Source organism: Campylobacter sp. CFSAN093227 (assembly GCF_012897855.1).
Taxonomy (GTDB): Bacteria; Campylobacterota; Campylobacteria; order Campylobacterales; family Campylobacteraceae; genus Campylobacter_D; species Campylobacter_D jejuni.
On sequence record NZ_CP040610.1, the window covers coordinates 453,753 to 478,029 of the forward strand.

Below are 24,277 nucleotides of genomic sequence, written 5' to 3' on the forward strand. Positions count from 1 at the left end.
ATGAAAAAGATAATGGGTTATAGAAGGGAAGATGGAAAATTTGGCTTAAGAAATAAAGTCATTATCATACCAAGTGTACATTGTGCTAATAAAGTGTGTGAAAATATAGCTAGAAAATGTAATGGAGCAGTTTATATCAACCATCAGCATGGTTGCTCCCAGCTTGAATTTGATGCTTTACAAACTAGGGATGTTTTAATAGGTCATGGGAGCAATGCCAATGTTTTTGGTGTTTTAATTATAGGGCTTGGTTGTGAGGTAATACAAGCCAAAGCAGTAGCAGAAAAAATCAAAGAAGCAACGCCTTATAAAAAGGTTGAATATTTAGTGATACAAGAATGTGGTGGTAGTAAAAATACCATTGAAAATGGTATCAAAATAGTCAATGAAATGCTTGAAAGTGCTGCAAAATTACAAAAAAGTGAAGGAGATTTCAGTGATTTGATTTTAGGCACAGAATGCGGTGGAAGTGATAGCTATAGCGGACTTAGTGCTAATCCTGCTTTAGGAAGTTTGAGTGATTTTGTAATCGATGAGGGTGGTGCGGTAATTTTAGCAGAAACTACAGAACTTATAGGTTGTGAAGCCATACTAGCTAAGAGAGCAAAAAACGATGAAATAGCTAAAAAGGTATATGATAAGATTTTAGCTTATGAGAATTTAGTCAAATCTTTTCATGCTGATATTCGAGGAGCAAATCCTAGCCCAGGAAATATGGCAGGCGGGCTTAGTACTATAGAGGAAAAATCTTTAGGCTGTGTTTATAAGGCAGGAACTAGAACCTTAATGGATGTGATTGATTATGCTAAGCCTGTAGTTTCTAAAGGTTTAACTTTTATGAATACACCAGGCAATGATATAGAACAACTTAGTGCTATGGTTGCAGGTGGAGCAAATATTTGTGTTTTTACTACAGGTCGTGGCACTCCAACGGGTTCTGCTATCGTACCTACTATCAAAATGAGTTCTAATACTTTTTGTTATGAAAATATGAATGATGCTATTGATATTAACGCAGGAAGCATTATAGATGGGGTAAAAACAAAAGAAGAAGTGCGTGATGAGCTTATAGAATTAATCGTGCGAATTTCAGATGGAGAATTGGTAAAAGCAGAGCTTAACGAGCAAAATGATTTTTCAGTTTGGAGACTTGCTACAACTTGTTAAAGGGTAAAGTGATGAAACATGCAAATTCAATAAAGTTAGAGTTAGTATGTAAAAAAATATCTTGGCGTATTTTGCCTTTGATTGTTTTGATGTTTTGTCTTTCTATGCTTGATAGGACAAATATTAGCTTTGTGAAATCTCATATAGAAATTGATGCAGGCATCGGTGAGGCTGCTTATGCTTTGGGTGCTGGAATATTTTTTATAGGTTATGCCATTTTTGAAGTGCCTTCAAATTTATTTTTGCATAAATTAGGAGCAAAAATTTGGTTGAGCCGTATAATGATCACTTGGGGTCTTGTAACTATGGCAATGATTTTTATACAAGGAGAAATAAGTTTTTATGTATTAAGATTTTTATTGGGTTTAACTGAAGCAGGTTTTAGTCCAGGCATTATTTTATACCTTAGTTATTTTTTCCCAGCTATATATCGATCTAAGGCTTATGGAATTTATCAAATGGGAGTTCCAATTGCTTTTGTTTTTGGTTCTTTAATTAGCGGTTTTATACTTGATTATACACCAAATATATATTTTAAAAATTGGCAATGGATGTTTTTAATAGAAGGAGGTATTACCGTTTTAGTAGGTATTTTTTGTTTATTTTATCTTGATTCACATCCAAAAGATGCAAAATGGTTAGATATAAAAGAAAAAGATATTTTGCTAAAACGTATTGAAATTTCCAATACTAAAGCTAAGGATTATTCTATAAAAGATATTTTTAAAAGTATTTTGGTGTGGAAATTTGTATTTGTTTATTTTTGTATTCAATTAAGTGTTTATGGAGTGCTTTTTTATTTACCAAGTAAAATTGCCCAAATATTGCAAATAAATGTAGGTTTTGAAGTTGGACTTTTAAATGCCATACCTTGGATTTTTGTTTTTATCACCTTGCCAATATTTACCTCATTGGCTGATAAAAAACATTCTTGGAATTTACATGCGATTTTATTTTTACTGCTAGCAAGTTTGAGCATGATAGCTTCAACTTTTGTTACAAATTTGGCAGCATTTTTATTTTTTATTAGCTTGGCTGCTATAGGTTTTATAGTCATTCAGCCTATATTTTGGAATTTGCCAACTCAAGTTTTAAAAGGAAAAGGAGCCGCGGCTGCTATTGCTCTTATAGGATCCTTGGGAAATTTAGGAGGTTTTGTAGCTCCTACTTTAAAAACATATATAGAAAATCATTTTGGAGTTGAGTTTGGACTTATAGTGTTAGCATTGATAGCAATTTTAGGTGTATTGGTATTAATACATTTAAAAATAACTTTAAATTTAGATAAAGGAGAATAAATGGATTTAAAAATTAAAAATAAGGTTTGTATTATTACAGGAGGGGCTAAAGGTATTGGGTATGGTATTGCTAAATTATGGGCAAGCGAAGGCGGAATTCCTGTAATTTTTTCAAGATCTATGCCTAAAGAGCACGATAAAGAATTAAAAAAATTATCTAGTGAGTATGAATTTTATGAAATTGATTTAAAAAATTATGAGCAAATTGAAAAGCTTGTAAAAAAAGTTGCTATCAAACATGGTGGAATCTATGCTCTTGTAAATAATGCAGGTACAAATGATAATTTACATATTGAAAATACAAGTACTCAAGATTTGATAAAATCTTATGAAAATAATCTTTTTCATTATTATACTATGACCAAAGAATGTTTGCCTTACATTAAAAAAGAACAAGGCAGTATTTTAAATATAGTGAGTAAAACAGGCATCACAGGACAAGGAAGAACTTCAGCTTATGCTTCGGCCAAAGCGGCTCAAATGGGTTTTACTAGAGAATGGGCTTGTGCTTTTGCTAAGGATAATGTTAGGGTAAATGCTATAGCTCCTGCTGAAGTTATGACTCCTCTTTATGAAAAATGGCTGCAAAATTTTCCTAATCCTAAAGAGCAATATGAAAAAATCGCAAAAGCTATACCTTTAGGCCATCGTTTTACTACCATAGAGGAAATTGCAAATACAGCGGTTTTTACACTTAGTCCCCTTGCTTCACATACTACAGGGCAAATTTTAATGCCAGATGGAGGTTATGTGCATTTAGATAGAGCATTAAATTGGGATGAAAACTAAGGAGTAAAAAATGACTGATTCTAAAAATATAAAAATAGCTATTGTTTTGGTAACTTCTCTTTTCTTTTTATGGGGAGTAAGCTATGGACTTATTGATGTGATGAATAAAAATTTTCAAAATCATCTTCATATTAGCCAGCATGAAAGTGGTTTTTTACAGTTTGCTTATTTTGGTGCTTATTTTATCATAGCCTTACCCGCAGGTTATATAGCCAATAGATTTTCTTATAAAATGGGAATCATTTTTGGCTTAGCTCTTTATGCCATAGGAGCTTTGCTTATTATACCTGCTACAAATTTGGCTTCTTTTCATTTGTTTTTGTTTGCGTTTTTTATTTTAGCTTGTGGTATTGGTTCTTTAGAAACTAGTGCAAATCCCTACATGACAAAGCTTGGTGATGAAAAAAATGCGAGTTTTAGAATCAATGCTGCGCAAAGTTTTAATGGTTTGGGGCAATTTGTAGGACCTATTATAGGCGGAGCTTTATTTTTATCTATTACTAAACAAGAAGAGGGTGCGAGTAAAGAGCAAATCGAGGCTGCATTGGTAGCTAATATGGGAAATGTCCAGCTTGTTTATATAGGAATTGCTGTCATTGTTATTTTGATTTTAATTGCTTTTGTTGCAAATAAGCTTCCAGAAGGAAGTGCGGTAAGTGATGATTATAAGCAAAAAGATGATTCTAAGCCCATATATGTTTTTAAACACAGACATTTTAACTTAGGGCTTTTAGCGCAGTTTTTGTATATAGCCAATCAAGTTGCAGCAGGAGCTTTTTTTATCAATTATGTTGTAGAACATAATGAAGGTTTAAAAGATGCGCAAGGTGCTTATTATTTTTCTATAGCTTTGGTTGCATTTATGCTAGGGCGCATTGTTTCTACTCCTTTGATGAAGATAATCAAAGGTGAAAAAATTTTAGGATTTTATTCTCTAATCAATGTGCTTATATGCTTTAGCTTGTATTTTGCTAGCGGGTTTTTTAGCATAGTGCTTTTAATAGCTTTATTTTTCTTTATGTCTATTTCTTTTCCTACTATTTTTGCGGTAGCAACAAAAAATTTACCTTTAAATCAAGTAAAACTAGGCGGTTCTTTGCTTGTGATGAGCATAGTAGGTGGAGCAATTATGCCTATAATTATAGGTTTTATTAATGATCATTATGGTACAGGCGCTGGGTATTTAGCAATGGCACCTTTGTTTTTATATGTGGCTTGGTATGGCTTTATAGGCTCAAAAGTGAGAAAAAATGCAAAAGATTTTTGATGCTCATCTACACCTTTGGGATTTGGAAAAAATACCTATTTCATGGATAAAAGACGATGAAAAATTAGAGCAAAATTATGATTTTTTTAGGATGAAACAAGAATATAAAGAATTTGAATTTATAGGTGCTATGTATGTTGAGGTTAATAGTGATGATTTAGAAAAGGAAGCTTTGTTTGCTTTGGAGCAAAAAAAGCTTCATAATCTTTTGTTTTGTTTAGCGGATTTTAAGCATAAAGAAGAGCTTAGTTCTTTTAGGGAAGTAATGCACACGAGCAAAAAAGGAGCTAAAAGACTATTTGAAGCAGACTTTGAAGAAAAAATAGAAATTTTAAAAACTTTCAATATACCTTTTGAAGCTTGTATGAAAAATGAAGAACTCAGTTTTTTGGAAAATTTTTTAAATAAAAATTCAAATTTAAAAGTAGTTTTAAATCATCTAGGAAGTCCAAAAATAAATCGTTTAAATGAATACAAAAAAGATTTAAATCTTTTGAAAAAATTTCCAAATTTATATATCAAGCTTTCTACTCCTGATGATTTTTCACAAGAAACTCCTAAGGAATTTATTTTTGAACTTTTTGCTTTTTTAAAAGAAAATTTTAGCGAGGATAAGTTTATATTTGGCAGTAATTATCCAGTGTCTAATTTGTCTCCAAAGCAATGGATTGAGTTGATTATGCAAAGTAAGGTTTTTAAAGATTTGGACTTGATATTTTACAAAAATGCTTTATTAATTTATAAAGGAGGATGAATGCAAAGATACGGTCAAATCATAAAAATAAAAAAAGAAAAAATAGAAGAATACAAAGAGCTTCACACAAAGCCTTATGAAGGGGTTTGTGAGATGATTAAGGAATGCAATATACAAAATTATTCCATTTATTTGTTTGGGGAATATTTATTTGCATATTTTGAATATATAGGTGCTGATTTTGAAGCAGACATGGCTAAAATGGCAAGAGATGAAAGCACACAAAAATGGTGGAAAGTAACAGATCCTTGTCAAATATCTTTAGGTTATGCAGGACAAAAATGGCTAAATATGGAAGAAGTATTTCACTTAGACTAAAAAAGGAGAAAAAATGACAACTTATTTAAATTATATTGATGGAAAGTTTATCCCACATAATGGAGAATTTATCGAAGTTTTAAATCCAGCTACCAAAGAAGTGATTTCAAGAGTAGCTAGCGCTTCTTTAGAAGATACTAAAAGAGCGATTGAAGCAGCTAAAAAAGCACAAAAAGTTTGGGAGGCTAAACCAGCGATTGAAAGAGCAAATCATTTAAAAGAAATAGCTAGTTTAATACGCAAAAATGCTAATTTCTTAACCGAAGTTTTAATGCAAGAGCAAGGAAAAACCAGAGTTTTGGCTAGCATAGAGATTAATTTTACAGCAGATTATATGGATTATACGGCCGAATGGGCTAGAAGATATGAGGGTGAAATCATACAAAGCGATAGGGCTAATGAGCATATATATTTATATAAAAGTGCTATTGGGGTAATTGGTGGAATTTTACCTTGGAATTTTCCATTTTTCTTAATCGCAAGGAAGATGACACCTGCTTTACTAACAGGAAATACTATTGTTATAAAACCAAGCAGTGAAACTCCAAACAATGCTTTTGAATTTGCAAAGCTTGTTTCGCAAAGTTCTTTACCAAAAGGTGTTTTTAACTTAGTTGCAGGTAAAGGCAGTGTAGTAGGACATGAATTATCAAGCAATGAAAATATAGGTATGGTAAGTCTTACTGGAAGTGTTGAAGCAGGGATTAGAGTAATGGAAGCTGCGGCTAAAAATATCATTAAAGTTTCTTTGGAGCTTGGTGGAAAAGCACCGGCTATAGTGTGCAAAGATGCGGATATTGATTTGGCAGTAGAGGCGATTAAGGCAAGTAGAATTTGCAATAACGGACAAGTTTGCAATTGTGCTGAAAGAGCTTATGTGCATACAAGTGTTTATGATGAATTTGTAGATAAATTTGTAAAAGCCATGAGTAAGGTAAGCGTTGGAAATACTTTAAAGGGTGATTTTGATATGGGACCGCTTGTCAATCAAACAGGGGTTGATAATGCTTTAGCAATGCTTCAAAGAGCCACGGATAAAGGAGCAGTTGTAGAATGTGGTGGAAAAATCACCGATACAAGTGGATATTATTTTCCTGCAAGCGTTCTTACTAATGTTAAACACGAAGATGAGATCATGCAAAAAGAAATTTTTGCTCCGATTTTACCTATTGCTAAATTTGATACACTTGATGAAGCTATTGATATGGCAAATGATTGTGAATATGGTCTTACAAGTTCTATTTATACACAAAATTTAGATATAGCAATGAGAGCTAGCAGAGAAATTAAATTTGGTGAAACTTATATTAATCGTGAAAATTTTGAGGCTATGCAAGGTTTTCATGCAGGCTTTAGAAAAAGTGGCATAGGCGGAGCTGATGGAAAACATGGTCTTGAAGAATATTTAGCTACCCATGTGGTATATTTGCAGTATAATACTAATAAACAATGATTTTTATCCTATCTAAATTTTTAGATAGGAGTTATTATAATCTTGGAATCAAGCATGATGCTTTATAACTATGGATTAAACACTTTTTTAGTAATTTCTTAAAATCAATTTTGGAATTTTTCATTTTATCTAAAATGAGTAAGATTATTTTTATAAGTAAAACAATAATTAAAAATTAGTTTATGTTTTATAAATATTAATGTAAATTATGTAGGTTTATTTTATAAAAATTTTTAAAAGCATTTAAATTATTTCTAGTTTATATTTTTGTAAGTAAATTTTAGATATCATCCAAAGTTTATTACATTTTTAAAGAAAGGAATTATTGTGCCTACCATAAATCAATTGGTTAGAAAAGAGCGCAAAAAAGTTTTAGAAAAATCTAAATCTCCAGCGCTTAAAAATTGTCCACAAAGAAGGGGAGTTTGCACTAGGGTTTATACTACAACACCTAAAAAACCAAACTCAGCGTTAAGAAAAGTTGCCAAAGTAAGACTTACTAGTGGCTTTGAAGTGATCAGCTATATCGGCGGTGAAGGTCATAACTTGCAAGAACACAGCATTGTTTTAGTGCGTGGTGGTAGGGTAAAAGACTTACCAGGGGTTAAATATCACATCGTTCGTGGTGCTCTTGATACAGCAGGTGTTGCAAAAAGAACAGTTTCTCGTTCTAAATATGGTGCTAAACGTCCTAAAGCAGGCGCTGCAAAATAATCATTCATACAGACAAATCCGTTAGATTTGATTTTGTTTGAGTAAAATTTAAAATTTGAAGGAAAAATAATGAGAAGAAGAAAAGCTCCGGTAAGAGAAGTCTTGCCTGATCCGATTTATGGTAATAAAGTAATCACAAAATTTATTAATTCTTTAATGTATGATGGTAAAAAAAGCACAGCTACAACAATTATGTATGGTGCTTTGGAAGCTATCGATAAAAAAGGTGGCGAGAAAAAAGGTATTGATATTTTTAATGATGCGATTGAAAATATTAAGCCTTTATTAGAAGTAAAATCTCGTCGTGTAGGTGGTGCAACTTATCAAGTTCCAGTTGAAGTTCGTCCTGCTAGACAACAAGCTTTGGCGATTCGTTGGATTATTTCTTTTGCAAGAAAAAGAAGCGAAAGAACTATGATTGATAAACTTGCAGCTGAGCTTTTAGATGCAGCAAATAGCAAAGGTGCTTCATTTAAGAAGAAAGAAGATACTTATAAAATGGCTGAAGCAAATAAAGCATTTGCTCACTATCGTTGGTAAGAAGGAGTGTGTATGTCAAGAAGTACTCCTTTAAAAAAAGTTAGAAATATCGGTATTGCTGCTCACATTGATGCGGGTAAAACGACTACATCTGAAAGAATTCTTTTCTTTACAGGTATGAGTCATAAAATCGGTGAAGTTCATGATGGTGCTGCAACTATGGACTGGATGGAACAAGAGAAAGAGCGCGGGATTACTATCACTTCTGCGGCTACAACTTGTTTTTGGAAAGATCATCAAATCAATCTTATTGACACTCCAGGCCACGTGGATTTTACAATTGAAGTTGAAAGATCTATGCGTGTTCTTGATGGTGCTGTTGCGGTATTTTGTTCAGTGGGTGGGGTGCAGCCTCAAAGTGAAACAGTTTGGAGACAAGCAAATAAATATGGTGTTCCAAGAATAGTATTTGTAAACAAAATGGATAGAATCGGTGCAAATTTCTACAATGTAGAAGATCAAATTCGCAACCGTTTAAAAGCTAATCCAGTTCCACTTCAAATTCCAATCGGTGCTGAGGATAATTTTAAAGGTGTAATCGATCTTGTAACTATGAAAGCTTTAGTTTGGGAAGATGATACTAAGCCAACGGATTATGTAGAAAAAGAAATTCCAGCTGAACTTAAAGAAAAGGCAGAAGAATATCGCACAAAAATGATAGAAGCAGTTTCTGAAACTTCAGATGAGTTGATGGAAAAATATTTAGGCGGAGAAGAATTAAGCCTTGAAGAGATTAAAACAGGGATTAAAGCAGGATGTTTAAGTCTTTCTATCGTTCCTATGCTTTGCGGTACAGCGTTTAAAAATAAAGGGGTTCAACCTTTACTTGATGCTGTTGTGGCTTATTTACCAGCTCCTGATGAAGTGGCAAATATCAAGGGTGAATATGAAGATGGCACAGAAGTTTCTGTAAAATCAACTGATGATGGCGAGTTTGCAGGACTTGCATTTAAAATTATGACAGATCCATTTGTAGGACAACTTACTTTCGTGCGTGTTTATCGCGGTTGTTTAGAAAGTGGTTCTTATGCTTATAACTCAACTAAAGATAAAAAAGAAAGAATTGGTCGTTTGTTAAAAATGCACTCTAATAAAAGAGAAGAGATTAAAGTGCTTTACGCAGGCGAAATTGGTGCTGTTGTAGGACTTAAAGATACTTTAACAGGGGATACTCTTGCAAGTGAAAAAGATAAGGTAATCCTTGAAAGAATGGATTTTCCAGATCCCGTTATTTCTGTTGCAGTTGAGCCAAAAACTAAAGCTGATCAAGAAAAAATGTCTATTGCTTTAAATAAATTAGCACAAGAAGATCCAAGTTTTAGAGTTTCAACTGATGAAGAAAGTGGCCAAACTATCATTTCAGGTATGGGTGAGTTACACCTTGAAATTATCGTTGATAGAATGCTTCGTGAATTTAAAGTTGAAGCTGAAGTAGGTCAACCACAAGTTGCTTATCGCGAAACTATTAGAAAAACTGTTGAACAAGAATACAAATACGCTAAACAATCAGGTGGTCGTGGTCAGTATGGACATGTATTCTTACGCCTTGAACCACTTGAGCCAGGTAGTGGATATGAATTTGTTAATGATATCAAAGGTGGAGTAATTCCAAAAGAATACATTCCTGCAGTTGATAAAGGTGTTCAAGAAGCATTACAAAATGGTGTTTTAGCAGGTTATCCTGTGGAAGATGTTAAAGTAACTGTTTATGATGGAAGTTATCACGAGGTGGATTCATCTGAGATGGCGTTTAAACTTGCTGCTTCTATGGGCTTTAAAGAAGGTGCTAGAAAAGCAGGTGCTGTGATCTTAGAGCCTATGATGAAAGTTGAAGTAGAAACTCCTGAAGATTACATGGGTGATGTTATTGGAGATCTTAACAAACGCCGTGGTCAAGTAAATAGCATGGATGAGCGTGGTGGAAATAAAATCATCACAGCATTTTGTCCTTTGGCTGAAATGTTTGGTTATTCTACTGATCTTAGAAGTCAAACTCAAGGTCGTGCGACTTATTCTATGGAATTTGATCACTATGATGAAGTTCCTAAAAATGTTGCGGATGAAATCATCAAAAAAAGAAACGGTTAAATTTTTAGCGGGATTTTTCCCGCTTTCTGTCCTCGTAGCTCAGCAGGATAGAGCGCAAAATTCCTAATTTTGAGGCCGTGAGTTCGAATCTCGCCGTGGACACCAAGTAGTAATTCATTAAGTAATATTAAGATACAAAATACACTATTTTAACAACTTTTCTACATTAAAATTTTTCATTATGATTGAAATTTTTTCTATTTTTTCTTATAATTCTGTAGCCATTTATGTAGCCAAAGTAAAAAAGCTAATTCTGGCTACAAAAATACTAAAAAAGGTTTTTTTAATGCTAACTCAAAAAGATATAGACAATTTAGAAATAAAAGATAAAAGGTATATGATTAGCGTAGGAGAACCAAAAGAATTATATGTCCGAGTTAATCCAACAGGTAAAAAAGTTTTTTATTTAAGAGCTTCAAAATTTAAAAATTTTATAACAATAGGGGAATGCCAAAAAGGTGTTTTAAATGTTACAAATGCAAGAGAAAAAGCAAAAGATCTTTTAAATCAATGTATGATGGAAAATTTATCGGCAAAAATGATAAGGTTATGACACTTGAAAAAGCAAATTTTCTTTATGTTGATATAAAATCTAAAAAATTAAATTCAGCTACAATCAAAAAAGAACAGTCAATTTTTAAAAAATATATTATTCCAACTTTGAGACAAAAAGATATAAATGAATTGAAAAAAGATGATTTTCTACCTATTTATGATTTAATGCAGAAAAAAGGAATATACGAAACAATAAATAAAAATATATCTTTGCTATGTAGGATATTTGAGATTAGTAGACAAAGAGGTGACTTAAAAACAGATATAATACTTCAATTGAAAGATTTAAAGAAATTTTACAATGAAGCAAATCACAATAAAGTTAAACATTTTAAAGCTATAGTAGAAGAACAAGAAATAAAAAATATGTTAGAATGTATGAAAGAATATAAAAATCATCCACGGACAAATACAACTATAATTAATGCAATTTATTTTACGCTTTTAACAGCACAAAGAAGTAAAAATATTCGATTTGCTAAATGGAGTGATATTGACTTTGAAAACAATTTTTGGATTATAAAAGCAGATGAAATGAAAGTAAGAACTAATGGTGATAATATTATCCCTTTAAATAAATATGCTTTAAAGATACTAGATATACAAAGAATTTTAAATGGAGATAAAAAGTATATTTTCGCTAATAATAATGGAACTATTAGCGAGAATTTTGCTGTAAGATTTTTTAAATTTTATAATTTAGAGCACACTATACATGGATATCGTTCTACTTTTAGAAGTGTTTATACTAATAAAAGCAATGAGTTAATTCAGCAAGGTATTAGTAAAGATATAGCAGAAATGATATTGCATCATATAAACGGCAATGAAATAGAAAGGGCTTACAACAGAGCCAAGGCAATTGATTTAAGAGTAAAACTTATGCAATGGTATGGAAATTACTTAAACTCTCTTTGTGAGTTTTGCTTTTAATGTCTCTTAGCTTTAAGCCATTTTTCTATTTCTTTTATTTCATATCTTATGGATTTTCCTATGCGAATGTAAGGTATTTTACCATCTTGTCTTAACTTAAATAATGATGTTATACTAACTCCTAAATATTCGCTCAATTCTTTTTCTCTAAAATATTTTTTAATCATTTTCAACTCCTAATCTTTTATCTATAATTTCAAAAATAGCATCCTTGTAATAATTCCAAAGCCATTTCTGTTCTTCATCTTCTAAATCATCAACGCTTAAATTACGCCATTCTTTTATTGTTTTAGTATCACAACCTAAATTCATCATAGTTTTTGTAAAAGTCATAACATAGGTATCCAAGACAACGCTAAAGATATTTTTCATATCTCCTATACAATCCCTAAGATCTACATTTTCAAATATACAATTTTCAAATTCTGTTCTTAGAAAATTACAAAAATGGAAACTTGCTCCACTAAAATCACAATCTATAAAAGATGTATTTTTGCTTGAAATATCATTTAAATTAGAATTTTTAAAACTAGCTCCATTTATAAATGCATTATTAAAATCTAATCCACTTAAATTTAGATTTTCTAAGTTTGCATCATTTAAAGAAATACCTTCTAAAATACAATACTCAACTAATTCTTTTTCACTTTTCCTATCATCTTCGATAATGATAGTTTCATCAAGTCTTTTTAAAATTCCCATTTTAACTCCTTAATTTTTTTCTCCATTTTTCTTCAAATTCATCATAATTTTTCCAATAATTAAGCTCTTTTTCAAGCTTATTTAAAACAGTTTCAAACACTAAATTTTTACCTATTTTTTCTGCAACTAAACTCATTTCCCACTCTTTTATGCAAAGCATATCATAATCCTTGGCTAAGATTTTTCTAAGTTCTAGTAATTCTTCCTTGCTAAGTTTTCTTTTAAAGCTTAGCTCCTTTTTATGTTCTAAGTCGTATTGAAGAGCTTTGATTTTATTTTCATAATGTTCCTTTTGTTGTTTAAGTTGTGATTTATAACCTAAGCTCTGTCTAAAAGCTAGTTTTTGCATTTTCTCTTGTTCAAGGTTTTTTAAGCGTTTTTCACATTCTATAAAATAACGCCTTGCCTGTCTGCCTTTTTCGTTGTTTTCAACCATACAAAGCTCTTTTGCCATATCTAAGGTTATATAGTATTCTTTTCGTGGGCGACCTTTTGTATAAACAAGTTCTATAATGTAGTCTTGATTTTCAATAAAATTGTAGTGGCTGATACGATTTTTAATCCAGTTCGCATATTCTTGCTCTGAATTTAAAAATTGGAATATTTCTCTTGCGTTAGCCGAATTTATTTCAGCACCTATTGTTTTATCATTGTAGATTTGAATTTGCATTTGATATACTCCTACTGTGTAAATGATTAGTAAAAATATATCTATAATTAACTTATAATATACTTAAAAATAATGTATTAATATATTAAAAGTAACCTGATGATATTTAAATTTAACTTTTTGACAAAATTATCAAAAAGTTAAATTTAAGGTTTGTTGTTTTCTATTTTGTTTGCTATCAAAACATAAATGTATGTAGTTAGTGGCAAACCTACTTCATCGGCTAATTTTTGCAACTCTTCTCGCATTTTATCGCTAATTCTTAATTGTATAAGATTGCTCCCCTTACTTTCTTTCTCTTCTGCCATTTTATTCCTTTCTTTAAAACTTATTCCACGTTTAATATAACAATTTCTTTGATTTTATTGTATTCTTTTACAATTCTTAGTTTTAATTTTACTTCTTGTTCTTGTATACTAGATTTAGCAAGTTTCATTCTAGCATTAACATCTATTATATCTGCATTAGCCCAATGAGTTTTACCACCTAAAATTATTTTAAATTTTTTTCTGTCATTTGTTTTTTCAAAACCTAAAATTTTAAAATCTCCTTCAGTATCTTCTGTTTGCGTGGTATCTTCTATTTCTTTAAAATTATAATCTTCTTTATTTTGATTAGTAATAACATCATTTCCTAAACTAAAGCTAGCTTTTTCATCATCTTTTAGTATTTTAACTAATGTTGTCTTGGGAGCATTGCAAGCATTTTGTAATTCTTTATTTTTGGCGATTTCGGCTATAATTTTTGCGTTTTCATTTTGAGATTTTATTTTTTCTATATTTTCATTATGAATTAAAAAATTTCCAAATGACCAACAACCTCCAATAATTAATGCTATTGCTATAAAAAGAATGAGCTTATCTCTACTTTCCATATCTTTAATCACTCCTAATAAATTTGTTAAAAGCTCGTCTGTTTTGATTTCTAAACTACCTTCTCCTAAATAAAAACGAATTAATTTATTTTTATCAATACCATCAATTCCAAAATCCTTTTTTAATATATCGGCAACTCTATAAAAACTATCTTGATAAGAATCAATAACTCTTGCGATTTCAGCGTCTATATATCCTATATTATAGTTCTCAAATCTCCCACCCTGCAACTTAATAGTATGTTGTATTGTGCCAACTTCTGTTACTTTAATATTTTCCCCATTTGAAAGTTTTTCAAAAATTACAAGCAAGTCATCAACTGAATTTATTGATAGGCTCATTTTCTCTCCATAATTTAAGTTTTTTAATTTTACCAAAACTTTTTTTATCTAAATATGAAATTCGGCTGATCTGAGTTTTAAGTTCCGAAGAAATCAGCGGTTGGAGATTTTTTGCATCCATAAAAGCGGGTATTTGATCTAGCCTTGCATTTCCTCTTGGTTCTCTTCCTAAGGCTCTAAATACTCCGCTATGGGTAATAATTCTTACTCCATTTTCTAAAACTGCCACATCAATAGAGCTTTCATTTATTTTTAAAACACCATCTGCCAAAGATTTTAGTAGTTTCTCTTCTGTCATATTACTCCTTTCTTTTAATTTCTTAATTTTATCAAAAAGTTTATAAACACCTTCTAAAGTCCATTTGATTACTCTTTGTCTTCCGCCTTTTGTTTGCGCATAATCGTAGAAATAGTGTATATTTTCTATGAGTTCATCAGAGTGTAAATTTTTGTGAGACATTATTGTAGTGTTATCTACTGCGTAGTTATATGCAACTTCTGTATTTAAAAAACTTCTAGTGATTTGACAAATTTCACATTGTAATAAATTCATCTTAAACCTTTCATTTTTGAAAATATTTAAGAAAAATATATATTATTTATGAAAGTTTGTCAATATATTTCATTCATTTTTGATAAATTGTTCTAAAATATTTGCCAAAAATGAAAATAAAGGGTGTGGAAAATTTCCATATCCTTATAATTCTGATATTATTTTATGAGCTTTTTTGATTGTTTCTAGCTTTCGCTTTAATTCTATATTTTCAAGCATTGTTTTTAAAAAAAGTTCTGTAAGTCGTGGCAAATCTCCGCTTTTCCAACGTGCTATAGTACTTTCTGGGATTTCTAACATTTCGCTTAGCTGTCGTTGAGTAATGTTTAACTCTTTGCAAACCTTTTTAACAATGTTTTCTTCTGCATTTATCGCAAAATGCCATTCTATACAATAAAGATTTTCATCTGTTTTTGGATTTTTAAAAATTATATGATTTCCTCCTTCGTGACAAAAGGGTTGGAAACCTAATATATTTGTTATTTGTGGTAAAATTTCATTAATAATTTTTTTTTCATTACCTCTTTTTATTTCAGTGCTTAGCAAAATTTTATCTTTAAGTGTTCCATTTATGACTATTCTTTCGTTTGTTGTGCTATCTAATTTATAAACATCTAGTTTCATTAATTTTCCTTTATCTCATTAATTTCTTTTTTTATAGACCCAATAAACATACCGCTGTCAAGATAATAATTTGGATAAGCTTTTTTAAGGAGATTAAACTCATCTAAAGAAACTAAAACCACATCAGTATCTCCTTTTTCTTTGGATATTTGTTCTAATAAATCATAATCCCATTGTGCTTTTTGAAAGCTATTCTTTTTATATCCACGAATCATTAAAGTGCTTTCTGTAATATTGAGTTCCACAATAAAATAATAATTTTTCCTATCTGTTTGTTTTTCTATATTTTTGCCTAAAATTGCCAAACCTGATAAAGTTTGTAAAATATTAAACTCGCTATCAAGTTTTTGTATTTTTTTACATATTTCAGGCTTTGTAAATTTGCTATACTCTTCCAAGATATTAGTTTTTTCTATTATTGAAAATAAAGCGCTGCATAGTTTAAAAAATTCTTTATAATGTTCTTCACCTTCTCCTTGCTTTATTTTTGATTTTGTTTTCATTCCTAAAACTTCTACTGCTGTTGCCCAATTATGTTGCAACTGTGTTCTTATTTGTAGTTCTAAACATTTTTTTGAACCATCTTTGTATTCAAAAATTTGATGAATTGAACGATAACCATCTGATTTTGGTTGTTCAATATAATTACTTGTTTTTTCAAGCTTAAATTTCCTACTACCTTTTAAATAGGTATCATCCATTATTGTTTTAAACTCATTGACTTGCTCCATAGTTTTGAAAACAATTCTAACACCTGCTATATCTTGCATTCTATCTAAATTCATACTGCTAAAACGCTTTAACTTTAATTTCTATAGAATTAAGTCTTTTAAGTCTTCTTGCTACAATTAAAGCTTTTAATTTATGTTTTTTTAGTTTTTTGTTAATAGAATTAACCATACTAGTCATAATAGAAATATGAATGCTACGCCAATTTGATATTATTTCATAATCTTTAAGAGTTGCTATGTTATTTCTAATATTTTCTCCAGCTTTTCTAACTTGCTGTTTTGTAACTTCAGTATCGCCCATAATATCTCCTATAATTCATTAATCCATTGTGTTATATTTATCCTTTAAAACCCCATTTATTGCAAATTAAATTTAAATCCGTATTTGTCTTTAAAAGTTCATCAAAATAAAGCTCTAGTTTATCAATATAAAGTTTAGCGCCTTTTAAATCATCATTTTGTATATTTTTAATTACTAGATTTTTACTATCTTTGATAAGTCTTTGAAGCTCATCTTTTTTATCTTTAAGCTCAGTTAAACGACCTCTTGCGTAAGTAATTGTTTCTTCTTGCATTTTAATCCTTTATCTCATACAAAATTCGATTAAATCATCAATATCATTAAAATCATTTTTAGAAAAGTATAAATAAGCTTTAGGACTGATTAAAACTCCTGAAAAATCACCATTGTTTTCTTTATCGTATTTTAAAACTTTGCATTCTTTTAGAAAATGAATACAAGAGCTAAAGTCTATTTTATATTCTTTACAATCTTTGTTAAAATCATCTGAAAAAAGTATGCTTTGATTTGGAAAATCATTTAAAAGTGTTTTTATAATACGTTTTGAAATAAGCTTAAAAGCTTTTAAGTTTTCCATTATTTCTCCTTTATTTAAATAAACTTTTTTCTTGTGTATAACTTGGCTCAATAATGCCTTTGATATCTTCTAAAAAATATTCATTTTCTAAAACTTCCAAATCTTTGCTAATATAGGTTTTAGAAATTAAAACGCCTTTTATCTTATCCCCGTAAGATAGTTTTATACTTCTGTCTTTGAGTTTGTTTTTAAAATTTTCATCATTGATTTTAACTTTTATAACCTTGTCGTTAATAATTTCCCATTTACTTTCTCCGGTTAAATCTGGCTTTTTTATTATAAACGCACCTTGCATTTACTTATTTGCTCCTTAACTCCATCAGCTGTTTTTGGGTTATAATCAAATGTTTCACTTATTCCATATACTTTTTCTTCAAATATTATCATAGGTTTATGTTTAAACTCCTTTGCTTTATGTGTTAGATCTGATACACAGGTTAATAGATTGGTTTCATTATTGTTGTATCCAAAATCTTTTAAGTCGCTTTTTTCTATAATGTTTTTATATTCTTTTGGAATATCTTGGCATTTTTTATCTTGTATTTTCTCTAAAATCATTTTTTTAGATTTTATAAGCAAATCAGCAAGTAATTCTCTCGGATTGCTAATATAATGTTTTATATCATTATCGCTTATTTTGTTAAGTTTTTCAGCAATCCATATTCTTATAGAGCCTTTTTCTATAGATTTAATTTGAATATTTATATCAATTTCTATACCAAAAACAGATACTAATGAATTATTCAACTTATCAATACTTAGTAAAAAATCTGTAATTTTTTGGAAAAATAATGTAGCATTTTCTTCATTAAAATATTCAAATCTTAACTCATAAGTTTGTTCTGACATGTATTTCTTTCTTTATTAATAATTATTCTTTTATTATTTTATCAAAATTTTACTTAAGCAAATAGACTTCTTTCTATATGTTTAAACATAATTTCATTTATAATTTATGAAATTGCGTAAAGCATATATTATCTGTATTCATCTGCTCTGTTATAGTTTTTGAAGCATATTTGTGGATACTAATAATATCTACTTTTTGCCAAAAAGGTCTTATATCTGTAATAATTCTATTTCCACTAATAGTTTTATCATTAACTATGCATTTAAAAGAAACAAACCAATAGGTGTTAATCTTTAAAAGATCAAACATTTTTACTCCCTTTCAATAAAAAATCCCCCTAATCATTTTTTCACTCCTTAAAAATTTTTCAACATCTTCAAAAGCTTTAACAATAAGCTTTTTTTCATGAAAGTAATTTCTTCCGCTTGGCTTACTTTTGTAAATTTTGTAAGCCTTTCTGAGTTCTTTTTTACTTATGTGATTTTTATAATTTATTTTTTCAATTGCAATCCCATTGCTTCTTAAAAAATGACAAAAGCAACTTCTCCTCTCGCTAAATGGAACGATTTTTACAATTTCAAGATAATTAGAACGGCAAACTTTCATCATCATCTCCTATTTCGATATATTTTTCATTGTTATTGTTTTTTACTTCATTTCCATAAGGATTATAGCTTTGATTTTCTTTTGGAATAAATGATTTATTATTGTCGTTATTTAAAGATTTATGCCTTGCTTTAAAAGATTTTATAGATAAAGGCTCTTTATTATTTTGAAACTCATCCATGCTTTGCATTTTCTCATTAAAAATTCTATCAAGAAAGATTTTGTTAGCAAGTTCTCCATTTTTACTTAAATATTCTTCTGTCCCAAAACCTAAAACTAAAAGTTTATTAACTAAAGAATTTAGATAAATAACTTCAGTTTGCACCCCAAAAACATTCTCATTTCCCTTTTCGCTAAAATCAAGTTCATCAATTCCAAAGAATTTCATAATGGCATTTAATTGTCTAAATCCTAAATAATTTTCTTTTTCTCCATTTTTATTGATATAGCTAAAATCGTTATTTTTAGCTACAAAAAGATTAAAAATAGCTAGTTTTTGCTCTTTTGAAGTTAAAAATTCAAAACAAATAAAAGTATTATTGCTTCCATCGCTTGCCAATTTATCATATAAAAAGGCTTTGCGGAAAACTCCGCTATAAAGCCCACCTTCACTTAAATACTCTACGCTTGGCGAATAATTTGCCACTTCAAAACTTGCCTTAAATGCTGGTAACATTATAATTCTCCTTTTAATTGTGTTAAAAATTCATCTTTATTACTTAGAACTTCTCGTATTTTTTCACTTGTAAATAAAGAATGTTTTTTTATAAAATTGTTTTGCTCCCCAGTGTTTAAACCATTATCACTCATAAATTTTCTAAGTTCAGCACCTAAAGCTTTTATCTCTTTTGCTTTATTTTCTATAGCTTTTTCATCACTACCCCAAACTTTTAAATCTTCATTTGGATTTAAAAATCGCTTTTCCTTTATTGTTTCTAATTCACTCTCATCAAGCATTCCAAGTCCGCAAATACTTAAGGTTACACGCCTTTTTGCTTTTGTGATAGCTTTCATTATTGCGTTTGCTAAATTATCGCCACCTAAATTTTTAATATTTAAAGCACCTGTATCGCAATCCGTTCTTCCATCGGGTGTTGCTGCGTAGGCTGTAACCATATAAATATCGCCAACTTGTGCCACTTCTGTTTTTGTAATACTTACTTTTCTTATTTGTCTTAGCTGATCTGTGGCTGATTTATTTGCATATAAAGTAAGTTTGCCATTTAATGCTATGTATTCAAAAGGCTTTGTAAGCATGTTTAAGCCTAAACTTTCACAAAGATTTTTAACATAACTCGCTCGTTCTGCATCACTAAGCTTTGATAAATCACCTTTTACCAAAGCCAACTCATAAGGATTAAAATTTATTTCTAATTTATTTTCTTCTTTTAATACAACTTCATTACTCATTTTTCATCTCCTTAATATTTTTTTCCATTTTTCTTCGTATTCTTCATAATTTTGCCAATAATCAAGACTTTGTTTTAGCTTCTTAACAACAGCATCCCAAGTTGTCATTTTTGTACTTTCTAATGCTATTTTTTCAGCTAAAAATTAGTGTATATTTTCTATGAGTTCATCGGCGTTTCTTAAAAAATGTTTTGCGATTGAATTTTTGGTAACTTCATAAAATGAAGCAACTTGTATTGAGGTATTATTTTGTATTTGTGATAGCATATTAACCCTTTCATTTTATGCTTTGAAAGGGTTGTTTTGATTTTAGTGCTTACTTTCTTTCGTTTTGTCTTTTAGAGACTTATTTTGCTTATAAAATAGATAGCAAGTATAAGCAAAGAGTATAACGCTTACCCCTGCGATAATGTTTAAACCTATCTCATTCATCCTTTTGCCTCCTTTGCATAAGAATACATATAGCCATAATCCCGACGCTAAAAGCAGTTATGATAAAGCTTTGCGGTTTAAAGTCAAAATTCATTAATGCGAAACTCCCATTAACAAATAAGCCAAGCCCTATGTTTTTAATTAATTCTAACATAGCCAAATTTTAACACAAAAATCTTAAACAACCCTAATTCAAAGAACATAAATTACTAATTTTAGTAATTATGCAAGAATTATATACTATTTTTAGAAAATAGTCAAGTAAATAAAACTAATTTTAGTAAAATAATTTAAAATAAATTCTAAAATTAGTATTTAAAGGTATGGATAAAATGTCTATACCTTATAACTCACTTGCTATTTTATGGGCTTTTTTAAAAATCTCTAATTTTTCCTTTAAAGTCTTATTTTCAATCAAAAGATTTAAAGCAAGTTCTGCCATTTTTGGAATTTTTGTAGTAGCCCAACCTGATATAGTCGTTTGTGGCACCCCCAAAATCTCGCTTAACTCCTTTTGCGTGATATTTAACTCTTTACAAACTTCTTTAACGATGTTTTCTTTCTCCATTTTATTCCTTTTCATCTGTGATAAATCTAAACTCTGCTTTTTTATGCTCTTTTAAGCTTTGCAATATATTTCCTAGTTTAGAAAGTGGAGCTTCATCATAAGAATTATAAAAAGCATTATTGCAAAGTGGGCATACAATGACAGTTTTACCTATATCTAAAGTGATTTTAGTTTTACATTGTTTGCAGGTGATTTCTAAACTTTTTAAATTTAACATTTTAACCTTTCCTTTATTTTTGTAATTTTATCAAAAAGTGCTTTATTTTTATGCTCCTTTTTTGATTTTTAAACACATTGAAGTACTTTCCTTATAAAATTCTTTAGGCACAGTAATATTTTTTTGCTCTAAAAAGCCCTTATAATCAATTGTAGTTCTACTTTGCGGATAAATTGTAATATCCAAACATCTTGCTTTTTCTCCATTTGCTAAGGCTATGAGTTCTTTTTTAAGACTTTCTAGCTTTTCTTTAATAGGTTTAATCGTGTTTTCAAGCCTTATAATTTCAATCGTTAGATTTTTTGCTTTAGTATCTTCAAGCTCTTTATATTCACTTTTTTGATCTATGATATAATCTAATATAAATTGCTTTATATTTTTAACCAACCATTCTTGATAAGCTTCATCTTTTGAAACTTCGCACTCTACAATCTCTTCTTCTTTATTCATGGCTACAAATATACATTTTTCTTTACCGCTGATATAAAGTTGAAATTGCACTTGAGTGTAGTATTTATCACTTGGCTTTTTATTTCTTTTGATAAAATCATACTCATCTTGCGAATATTTAAACTCATAAACAACCCCATTTTCATCAATACCATCTAAACTTGCTATAAACATTTCATTTTCTAGACTTTGCAAAACTACAGGAGTGATACTCACAGAATGTAAAAACTCAACTCTAGCTCTAATCAAAGCTTCATAGTTATTGCCTTTTTTCATAGCTTCATTTTGATAAACTTCTTTAAGTCCCAAGATGATATCTCTTGCCTCTTCTTTAGAGTTAAAAGCACCTTTAATACCTACACAAGATGCTACCATCGATGCACCTATTTTTCCTTTTCTAAAATTTAACCATTCATGGCTACCTTGTTCTAAGTCGATTATTTTATACTGCATGATTAATTCCTTCTAATAGTAAATTTGCGATTTTAATTTGTCCTTTGCCTGTGATTTTCGTTGTGCTTACTAATCTATCTCCATTTATTGTGCTGATAGTTGTTTCACTTACTTTAAAAAGCCCTTGTTCTATGCATTTTTGATAAGGCTTATTATCACTCATTAAAAAGCCATTATCCCTTAAAAAAGCAAAAAGTCTTTTTTCTCCGATTTCAATTTTATTTTTTTCATAAAGTATTTTTGCGAAATCTCTTATTAAAATAGCATCATTAGTATCTTTTATACGATTTGCAAAATGAATTAAAGGTGCATTTTGTTCGGCTTCGTTTTTTAGGCTTTGATTTTCTATTTGAAGTTTTTCATTTTTTTCTAAAAGCTCTAATTGCATTTGCAAACTTTCTTTTAATGAAAGTGGTTTATAACTTTGTTTTTTAAGCTCATTTTCTAAATATTCTAATCTATCGATTATCTTTGCTCTTAGCTCCACACTATATCCACTCACTAAAATCAATACTTCTCTTTTTGGTAAGCGGTAACACTTGTAAAACTGCTTATTTTGTGGGTTTTGGTAGGTATGCTCAAATTTGAAGACACCCCCTTCAACCACTTTTTCTAAGTAAGTTTCTATATCTCTTGTAACATTTCTGTGTTCTTTTCCTGTAAGCTCTGCTATCTCTAAAGAAGTTAAGCTTATTTCTTTATTTTCATCTTTTTTAAAAAGTTCTAAATTCACTTTTCATCTCCTTTTAATAATTTTAAAATTTTTTTATCTCTAGCCTTGTTATTTTGAATATAATTATCAAGGCAACAAAATATACTGAAAGCAAATTCCAATACTTCAAAATTGCTTAAATCCTTTTTTCCTTTAGTCGCTTTTGCTAAACATTCTAAAAACTTTTCTTCTTGGCTCATTGGTATCCTTTTGTAATTTTTTGTATTCTTAAGAATTACAAAATTATATAAAATTATTTTTGTATTGTCAAGTAATACAATGTATGCTTTACAAAAAATAACTTTTTTAGTAAAATTACAATAAAATACAAAAAAGGGAAACATTGGAAGAGAAACAAAAGACCAATAAATCAGAAATAATATCGATAAGGCTTGATACTGTAACAAAAAACAAACTCGCCTATATATGCGAACTTGAGTATCGCCCTATGGCTTTACAAATAAGAAAAATCATTGAAGATTATATTAATACCTATGAAAGCGAAAATTCATTATGGCAAAAAGGTGATTACCCTAATTAGTTTTATTTTTATTCTTAACATAATCGCTTAAAATTTTAACTATTTGAGTTGCTAAAGGGCGGTATTCTTTATCTGCTATTTTTTGCAACTCTTCTTTTAATTCTAATGGAATTCTTATACTTAGCGGTTTTGTTTGTCTTTTCATAATTCTTTATCCTTTAATCTTTTTACTTCTTTAATAGCTTTATCATCATTTTTAAAAACGCCTATAAGCCCTAAAGCATCAAGTATTTTTATACGAAAATTACTAAGTTTTACATTGATTTTAATTTCTTCTTCTAGCTTCAATGAAATTTCATTTATAGCAGTATCTTTTAATGCTATTACACCTTTTAGCCTTTGAATTTCTTTTTCTAAATATCTTATTTTTTCATTTTTTTTACTATTTAGGAACATAGTTTCGACCTTTCTTTTGCATAAAGAAGCTCATAAATTTTATTTTGCAAAGAGCTAATTTCTTTTATATTTTTCATATTTGCTTCTATTTGGTCTTTTAACTCTTTTAAAAGTTCTATTTTTTCATTTTCAAGATTAGAAATTTCAGTTTTTAAAGATTTATTTTCATCTTTTAAAGACTTATTTAGCTTCATTTCTTTTCTATATTCATCTTTGCTAAGTTTAATGATGACTTGTTCTTTTGTGTGATAAGCTTTCATTTTTTTCTCCTTTTAGATTAATGCTTAAAAGGGACAACTGAGTTCCTTAGAATAGGAAATAAAACAAAAAGGTAAATTCTCAAGTAGTTAATTTGTAAAAGTTGCCCCATTTAAGCATTAAAGGAGCTTAAG

General features: G+C 29.5%; 40 protein-coding genes and 1 tRNA gene. 14 read left to right on the forward strand and 27 right to left on the reverse strand.

What is annotated here, in order from left to right; genetic code table 11:
• The 13 genes from FBF06_RS02400 to FBF06_RS02455 all read left to right on the forward strand — a co-directional run bounded on the left by FBF06_RS02400 (nucleotide 1) and on the right by FBF06_RS02455 (nucleotide 11,876).
• A complete protein-coding gene (locus tag FBF06_RS02400) occupies nucleotides 1–1,167 on the forward strand; it encodes a UxaA family hydrolase (protein WP_002837600.1) in 1,167 nt (388 codons plus the stop codon).
• Between the two features lie 11 nt (nucleotides 1,168–1,178).
• Nucleotides 1,179–2,465 carry an MFS transporter gene (locus tag FBF06_RS02405; protein WP_020836998.1) on the forward strand — a complete coding sequence of 429 codons (1,287 nt, stop codon included), beginning with the start codon at nucleotides 1,179–1,181 and terminating at the stop codon, nucleotides 2,463–2,465.
• A complete protein-coding gene (locus tag FBF06_RS02410; RefSeq protein WP_002825115.1) occupies nucleotides 2,466–3,254 on the forward strand; it encodes an SDR family oxidoreductase in 789 nt (262 codons plus the stop codon).
• Between the two features lie 10 nt (nucleotides 3,255–3,264).
• Entirely contained in the window at nucleotides 3,265–4,521 is a 1,257-nt protein-coding gene (gene fucP / locus FBF06_RS02415; RefSeq protein ID WP_002868189.1) for an L-fucose:H+ symporter permease, read from the forward strand.
• A complete protein-coding gene (locus FBF06_RS02420) occupies nucleotides 4,505–5,275 on the forward strand; it encodes an amidohydrolase (protein WP_079460367.1) in 771 nt (256 codons plus the stop codon). Before fucP ends, FBF06_RS02420 begins: the two co-directional genes overlap by 17 nt.
• A complete protein-coding gene (locus FBF06_RS02425) occupies nucleotides 5,276–5,593 on the forward strand; it encodes an L-rhamnose mutarotase (protein WP_002837607.1) in 318 nt (105 codons plus the stop codon). It begins immediately after the preceding gene.
• A 13-nt stretch (nucleotides 5,594–5,606) separates the two neighbouring features.
• Nucleotides 5,607–7,046, forward strand: a complete 1,440-nt coding sequence (aldA, locus tag FBF06_RS02430; protein ID WP_052795886.1) for an aldehyde dehydrogenase — start codon at nucleotides 5,607–5,609, stop codon at nucleotides 7,044–7,046.
• Between the two features lie 327 nt (nucleotides 7,047–7,373).
• Entirely contained in the window at nucleotides 7,374–7,760 is a 387-nt protein-coding gene (rpsL, locus tag FBF06_RS02435; protein WP_002782934.1) for a 30S ribosomal protein S12, read from the forward strand.
• A gap of 69 nt (nucleotides 7,761–7,829) precedes the next feature.
• Nucleotides 7,830–8,300: a 30S ribosomal protein S7 gene (gene rpsG / locus FBF06_RS02440; protein WP_002779471.1), complete on the forward strand. Its 471-nt coding sequence runs from the start codon at nucleotides 7,830–7,832 to the stop codon at nucleotides 8,298–8,300.
• 12 nt (nucleotides 8,301–8,312) lie between these two features.
• On the forward strand, nucleotides 8,313–10,388 hold the full coding sequence (gene fusA, locus FBF06_RS02445) for an elongation factor G (RefSeq protein WP_002779472.1): 2,076 nt from the start codon (nucleotides 8,313–8,315) through the stop codon (nucleotides 10,386–10,388).
• A 28-nt stretch (nucleotides 10,389–10,416) separates the two neighbouring features.
• Nucleotides 10,417–10,493 (forward strand) — tRNA-Arg (locus FBF06_RS02450).
• A gap of 181 nt (nucleotides 10,494–10,674) precedes the next feature.
• On the forward strand, nucleotides 10,675–10,941 hold the full coding sequence (locus FBF06_RS09660) for an Arm DNA-binding domain-containing protein (RefSeq protein ID WP_224374495.1): 267 nt from the start codon (nucleotides 10,675–10,677) through the stop codon (nucleotides 10,939–10,941).
• The gene (locus FBF06_RS02455) at nucleotides 10,899–11,876 is read left to right on the forward strand and encodes a site-specific integrase (RefSeq protein WP_224374493.1); all 978 of its coding nucleotides are present in this window, start codon (nucleotides 10,899–10,901) and stop codon (nucleotides 11,874–11,876) included. Before FBF06_RS09660 ends, FBF06_RS02455 begins: the two co-directional genes overlap by 43 nt.
• On the opposite strand, the gene FBF06_RS02460 is transcribed toward FBF06_RS02455, so the two are convergent.
• From FBF06_RS02460 to FBF06_RS02570, 24 genes are all read right to left on the reverse strand, one after another.
• Nucleotides 11,873–12,043 carry a helix-turn-helix domain-containing protein gene (locus tag FBF06_RS02460; RefSeq protein WP_002873564.1) on the reverse strand — a complete coding sequence of 57 codons (171 nt, stop codon included), beginning with the start codon at nucleotides 12,041–12,043 and terminating at the stop codon, nucleotides 11,873–11,875. The two genes, FBF06_RS02455 and FBF06_RS02460, sit on opposite strands and share 4 nt — an antisense overlap.
• Nucleotides 12,036–12,578 carry a pentapeptide repeat-containing protein gene (locus tag FBF06_RS02465; protein ID WP_052795885.1) on the reverse strand — a complete coding sequence of 181 codons (543 nt, stop codon included), beginning with the start codon at nucleotides 12,576–12,578 and terminating at the stop codon, nucleotides 12,036–12,038. Before FBF06_RS02465 ends, FBF06_RS02460 begins: the two co-directional genes overlap by 8 nt.
• Nucleotide 12,579: 1 nt before the next feature.
• Nucleotides 12,580–13,248, reverse strand: coding sequence for an antA/AntB antirepressor family protein (locus FBF06_RS02470; protein WP_052795884.1), 669 nt, complete (start codon nucleotides 13,246–13,248; stop codon nucleotides 12,580–12,582).
• 146 nt (nucleotides 13,249–13,394) lie between these two features.
• The gene (locus tag FBF06_RS02475; RefSeq protein WP_002900937.1) at nucleotides 13,395–13,556 is read right to left on the reverse strand and encodes a hypothetical protein; all 162 of its coding nucleotides are present in this window, start codon (nucleotides 13,554–13,556) and stop codon (nucleotides 13,395–13,397) included.
• Nucleotides 13,557–13,576: 20 nt separating this feature from the next.
• Nucleotides 13,577–14,500 (reverse strand): hypothetical protein, encoded by a 924-nt coding sequence (locus FBF06_RS02480; RefSeq protein WP_172669410.1) that lies wholly within the window; start codon nucleotides 14,498–14,500, stop codon nucleotides 13,577–13,579.
• Entirely contained in the window at nucleotides 14,439–15,017 is a 579-nt protein-coding gene (locus FBF06_RS09665; RefSeq protein ID WP_224374474.1) for a hypothetical protein, read from the reverse strand. Before FBF06_RS09665 ends, FBF06_RS02480 begins: the two co-directional genes overlap by 62 nt.
• A 144-nt stretch (nucleotides 15,018–15,161) precedes the next feature.
• Nucleotides 15,162–15,641 (reverse strand): helix-turn-helix transcriptional regulator, encoded by a 480-nt coding sequence (locus FBF06_RS09670; protein WP_002873569.1) that lies wholly within the window; start codon nucleotides 15,639–15,641, stop codon nucleotides 15,162–15,164.
• Complete coding sequence (locus FBF06_RS02500; protein ID WP_168977516.1) at nucleotides 15,641–16,426, reverse strand: RelA/SpoT domain-containing protein; 786 nt, start codon at nucleotides 16,424–16,426, stop codon at nucleotides 15,641–15,643. The genes FBF06_RS09670 and FBF06_RS02500 overlap by 1 nt, the downstream gene beginning before the upstream one ends.
• A 4-nt stretch (nucleotides 16,427–16,430) precedes the next feature.
• Complete coding sequence (locus FBF06_RS02505) at nucleotides 16,431–16,673, reverse strand: hypothetical protein (RefSeq protein ID WP_168977517.1); 243 nt, start codon at nucleotides 16,671–16,673, stop codon at nucleotides 16,431–16,433.
• Between the two features lie 37 nt (nucleotides 16,674–16,710).
• Nucleotides 16,711–16,947, reverse strand: a complete 237-nt coding sequence (locus FBF06_RS02510) for a hypothetical protein (RefSeq protein WP_002873571.1) — start codon at nucleotides 16,945–16,947, stop codon at nucleotides 16,711–16,713.
• A 9-nt stretch (nucleotides 16,948–16,956) separates the two neighbouring features.
• On the reverse strand, nucleotides 16,957–17,250 hold the full coding sequence (locus tag FBF06_RS02515; RefSeq protein ID WP_038401075.1) for a hypothetical protein: 294 nt from the start codon (nucleotides 17,248–17,250) through the stop codon (nucleotides 16,957–16,959).
• Between the two features lie 10 nt (nucleotides 17,251–17,260).
• Complete coding sequence (locus tag FBF06_RS02520) at nucleotides 17,261–17,545, reverse strand: hypothetical protein (RefSeq protein WP_168977518.1); 285 nt, start codon at nucleotides 17,543–17,545, stop codon at nucleotides 17,261–17,263.
• Nucleotides 17,527–18,099, reverse strand: coding sequence for a hypothetical protein (locus FBF06_RS02525; protein ID WP_168977519.1), 573 nt, complete (start codon nucleotides 18,097–18,099; stop codon nucleotides 17,527–17,529). Before FBF06_RS02525 ends, FBF06_RS02520 begins: the two co-directional genes overlap by 19 nt.
• A gap of 97 nt (nucleotides 18,100–18,196) precedes the next feature.
• The gene (locus FBF06_RS02530) at nucleotides 18,197–18,409 is read right to left on the reverse strand and encodes a hypothetical protein (RefSeq protein WP_052795882.1); all 213 of its coding nucleotides are present in this window, start codon (nucleotides 18,407–18,409) and stop codon (nucleotides 18,197–18,199) included.
• 12 nt (nucleotides 18,410–18,421) lie between these two features.
• A complete protein-coding gene (locus FBF06_RS02535; protein WP_168977639.1) occupies nucleotides 18,422–18,706 on the reverse strand; it encodes a hypothetical protein in 285 nt (94 codons plus the stop codon).
• Nucleotides 18,687–19,382: a hypothetical protein gene (locus FBF06_RS02540; RefSeq protein ID WP_168977520.1), complete on the reverse strand. Its 696-nt coding sequence runs from the start codon at nucleotides 19,380–19,382 to the stop codon at nucleotides 18,687–18,689. Before FBF06_RS02540 ends, FBF06_RS02535 begins: the two co-directional genes overlap by 20 nt.
• Complete coding sequence (locus FBF06_RS02545) at nucleotides 19,382–20,116, reverse strand: hypothetical protein (protein ID WP_168977521.1); 735 nt, start codon at nucleotides 20,114–20,116, stop codon at nucleotides 19,382–19,384. The genes FBF06_RS02540 and FBF06_RS02545 overlap by 1 nt, the downstream gene beginning before the upstream one ends.
• 144 nt (nucleotides 20,117–20,260) lie before the next feature.
• A complete protein-coding gene (locus FBF06_RS09955) occupies nucleotides 20,261–20,383 on the reverse strand; it encodes a hypothetical protein (RefSeq protein ID WP_257076304.1) in 123 nt (40 codons plus the stop codon).
• Between the two features lie 42 nt (nucleotides 20,384–20,425).
• A complete protein-coding gene (locus FBF06_RS09960) occupies nucleotides 20,426–20,548 on the reverse strand; it encodes a hypothetical protein (protein WP_002783964.1) in 123 nt (40 codons plus the stop codon).
• Nucleotides 20,549–20,891: 343 nt separating this feature from the next.
• A complete protein-coding gene (locus tag FBF06_RS02550) occupies nucleotides 20,892–21,116 on the reverse strand; it encodes a helix-turn-helix transcriptional regulator (RefSeq protein WP_052795878.1) in 225 nt (74 codons plus the stop codon).
• 1 nt (nucleotide 21,117) lies between these two features.
• Entirely contained in the window at nucleotides 21,118–21,333 is a 216-nt protein-coding gene (locus FBF06_RS02555) for a hypothetical protein (RefSeq protein WP_002783970.1), read from the reverse strand.
• Nucleotides 21,334–21,381: 48 nt separating this feature from the next.
• Nucleotides 21,382–22,236 (reverse strand): lambda-exonuclease family protein, encoded by an 855-nt coding sequence (locus tag FBF06_RS02560; RefSeq protein WP_070318201.1) that lies wholly within the window; start codon nucleotides 22,234–22,236, stop codon nucleotides 21,382–21,384.
• The gene (locus FBF06_RS02565) at nucleotides 22,226–22,969 is read right to left on the reverse strand and encodes a phage regulatory protein/antirepressor Ant (RefSeq protein WP_002795992.1); all 744 of its coding nucleotides are present in this window, start codon (nucleotides 22,967–22,969) and stop codon (nucleotides 22,226–22,228) included. Before FBF06_RS02565 ends, FBF06_RS02560 begins: the two co-directional genes overlap by 11 nt.
• Nucleotides 22,966–23,148, reverse strand: coding sequence for a hypothetical protein (locus FBF06_RS02570; RefSeq protein WP_002795990.1), 183 nt, complete (start codon nucleotides 23,146–23,148; stop codon nucleotides 22,966–22,968). Before FBF06_RS02570 ends, FBF06_RS02565 begins: the two co-directional genes overlap by 4 nt.
• A 143-nt stretch (nucleotides 23,149–23,291) precedes the next feature.
• On the opposite strand from FBF06_RS02570, the gene FBF06_RS02575 reads away from it, so the two are divergent.
• Nucleotides 23,292–23,489, forward strand: a complete 198-nt coding sequence (locus FBF06_RS02575) for a hypothetical protein (protein WP_002795988.1) — start codon at nucleotides 23,292–23,294, stop codon at nucleotides 23,487–23,489.
• On the opposite strand, the gene FBF06_RS02580 is transcribed toward FBF06_RS02575, so the two are convergent.
• The 3 genes from FBF06_RS02580 to FBF06_RS02590 are packed head-to-tail and all read right to left on the reverse strand — an operon-like array spanning nucleotide 23,482 to nucleotide 24,145.
• Nucleotides 23,482–23,634, reverse strand: coding sequence for a hypothetical protein (locus FBF06_RS02580; protein WP_002795985.1), 153 nt, complete (start codon nucleotides 23,632–23,634; stop codon nucleotides 23,482–23,484). The genes FBF06_RS02575 and FBF06_RS02580 overlap by 8 nt on opposite strands.
• Nucleotides 23,631–23,885: a hypothetical protein gene (locus tag FBF06_RS02585; protein ID WP_002795984.1), complete on the reverse strand. Its 255-nt coding sequence runs from the start codon at nucleotides 23,883–23,885 to the stop codon at nucleotides 23,631–23,633. Before FBF06_RS02585 ends, FBF06_RS02580 begins: the two co-directional genes overlap by 4 nt.
• Nucleotides 23,876–24,145 carry a hypothetical protein gene (locus FBF06_RS02590; protein ID WP_002783984.1) on the reverse strand — a complete coding sequence of 90 codons (270 nt, stop codon included), beginning with the start codon at nucleotides 24,143–24,145 and terminating at the stop codon, nucleotides 23,876–23,878. Before FBF06_RS02590 ends, FBF06_RS02585 begins: the two co-directional genes overlap by 10 nt.
• Between the last annotated feature and the right edge of the window lie 132 nt (nucleotides 24,146–24,277).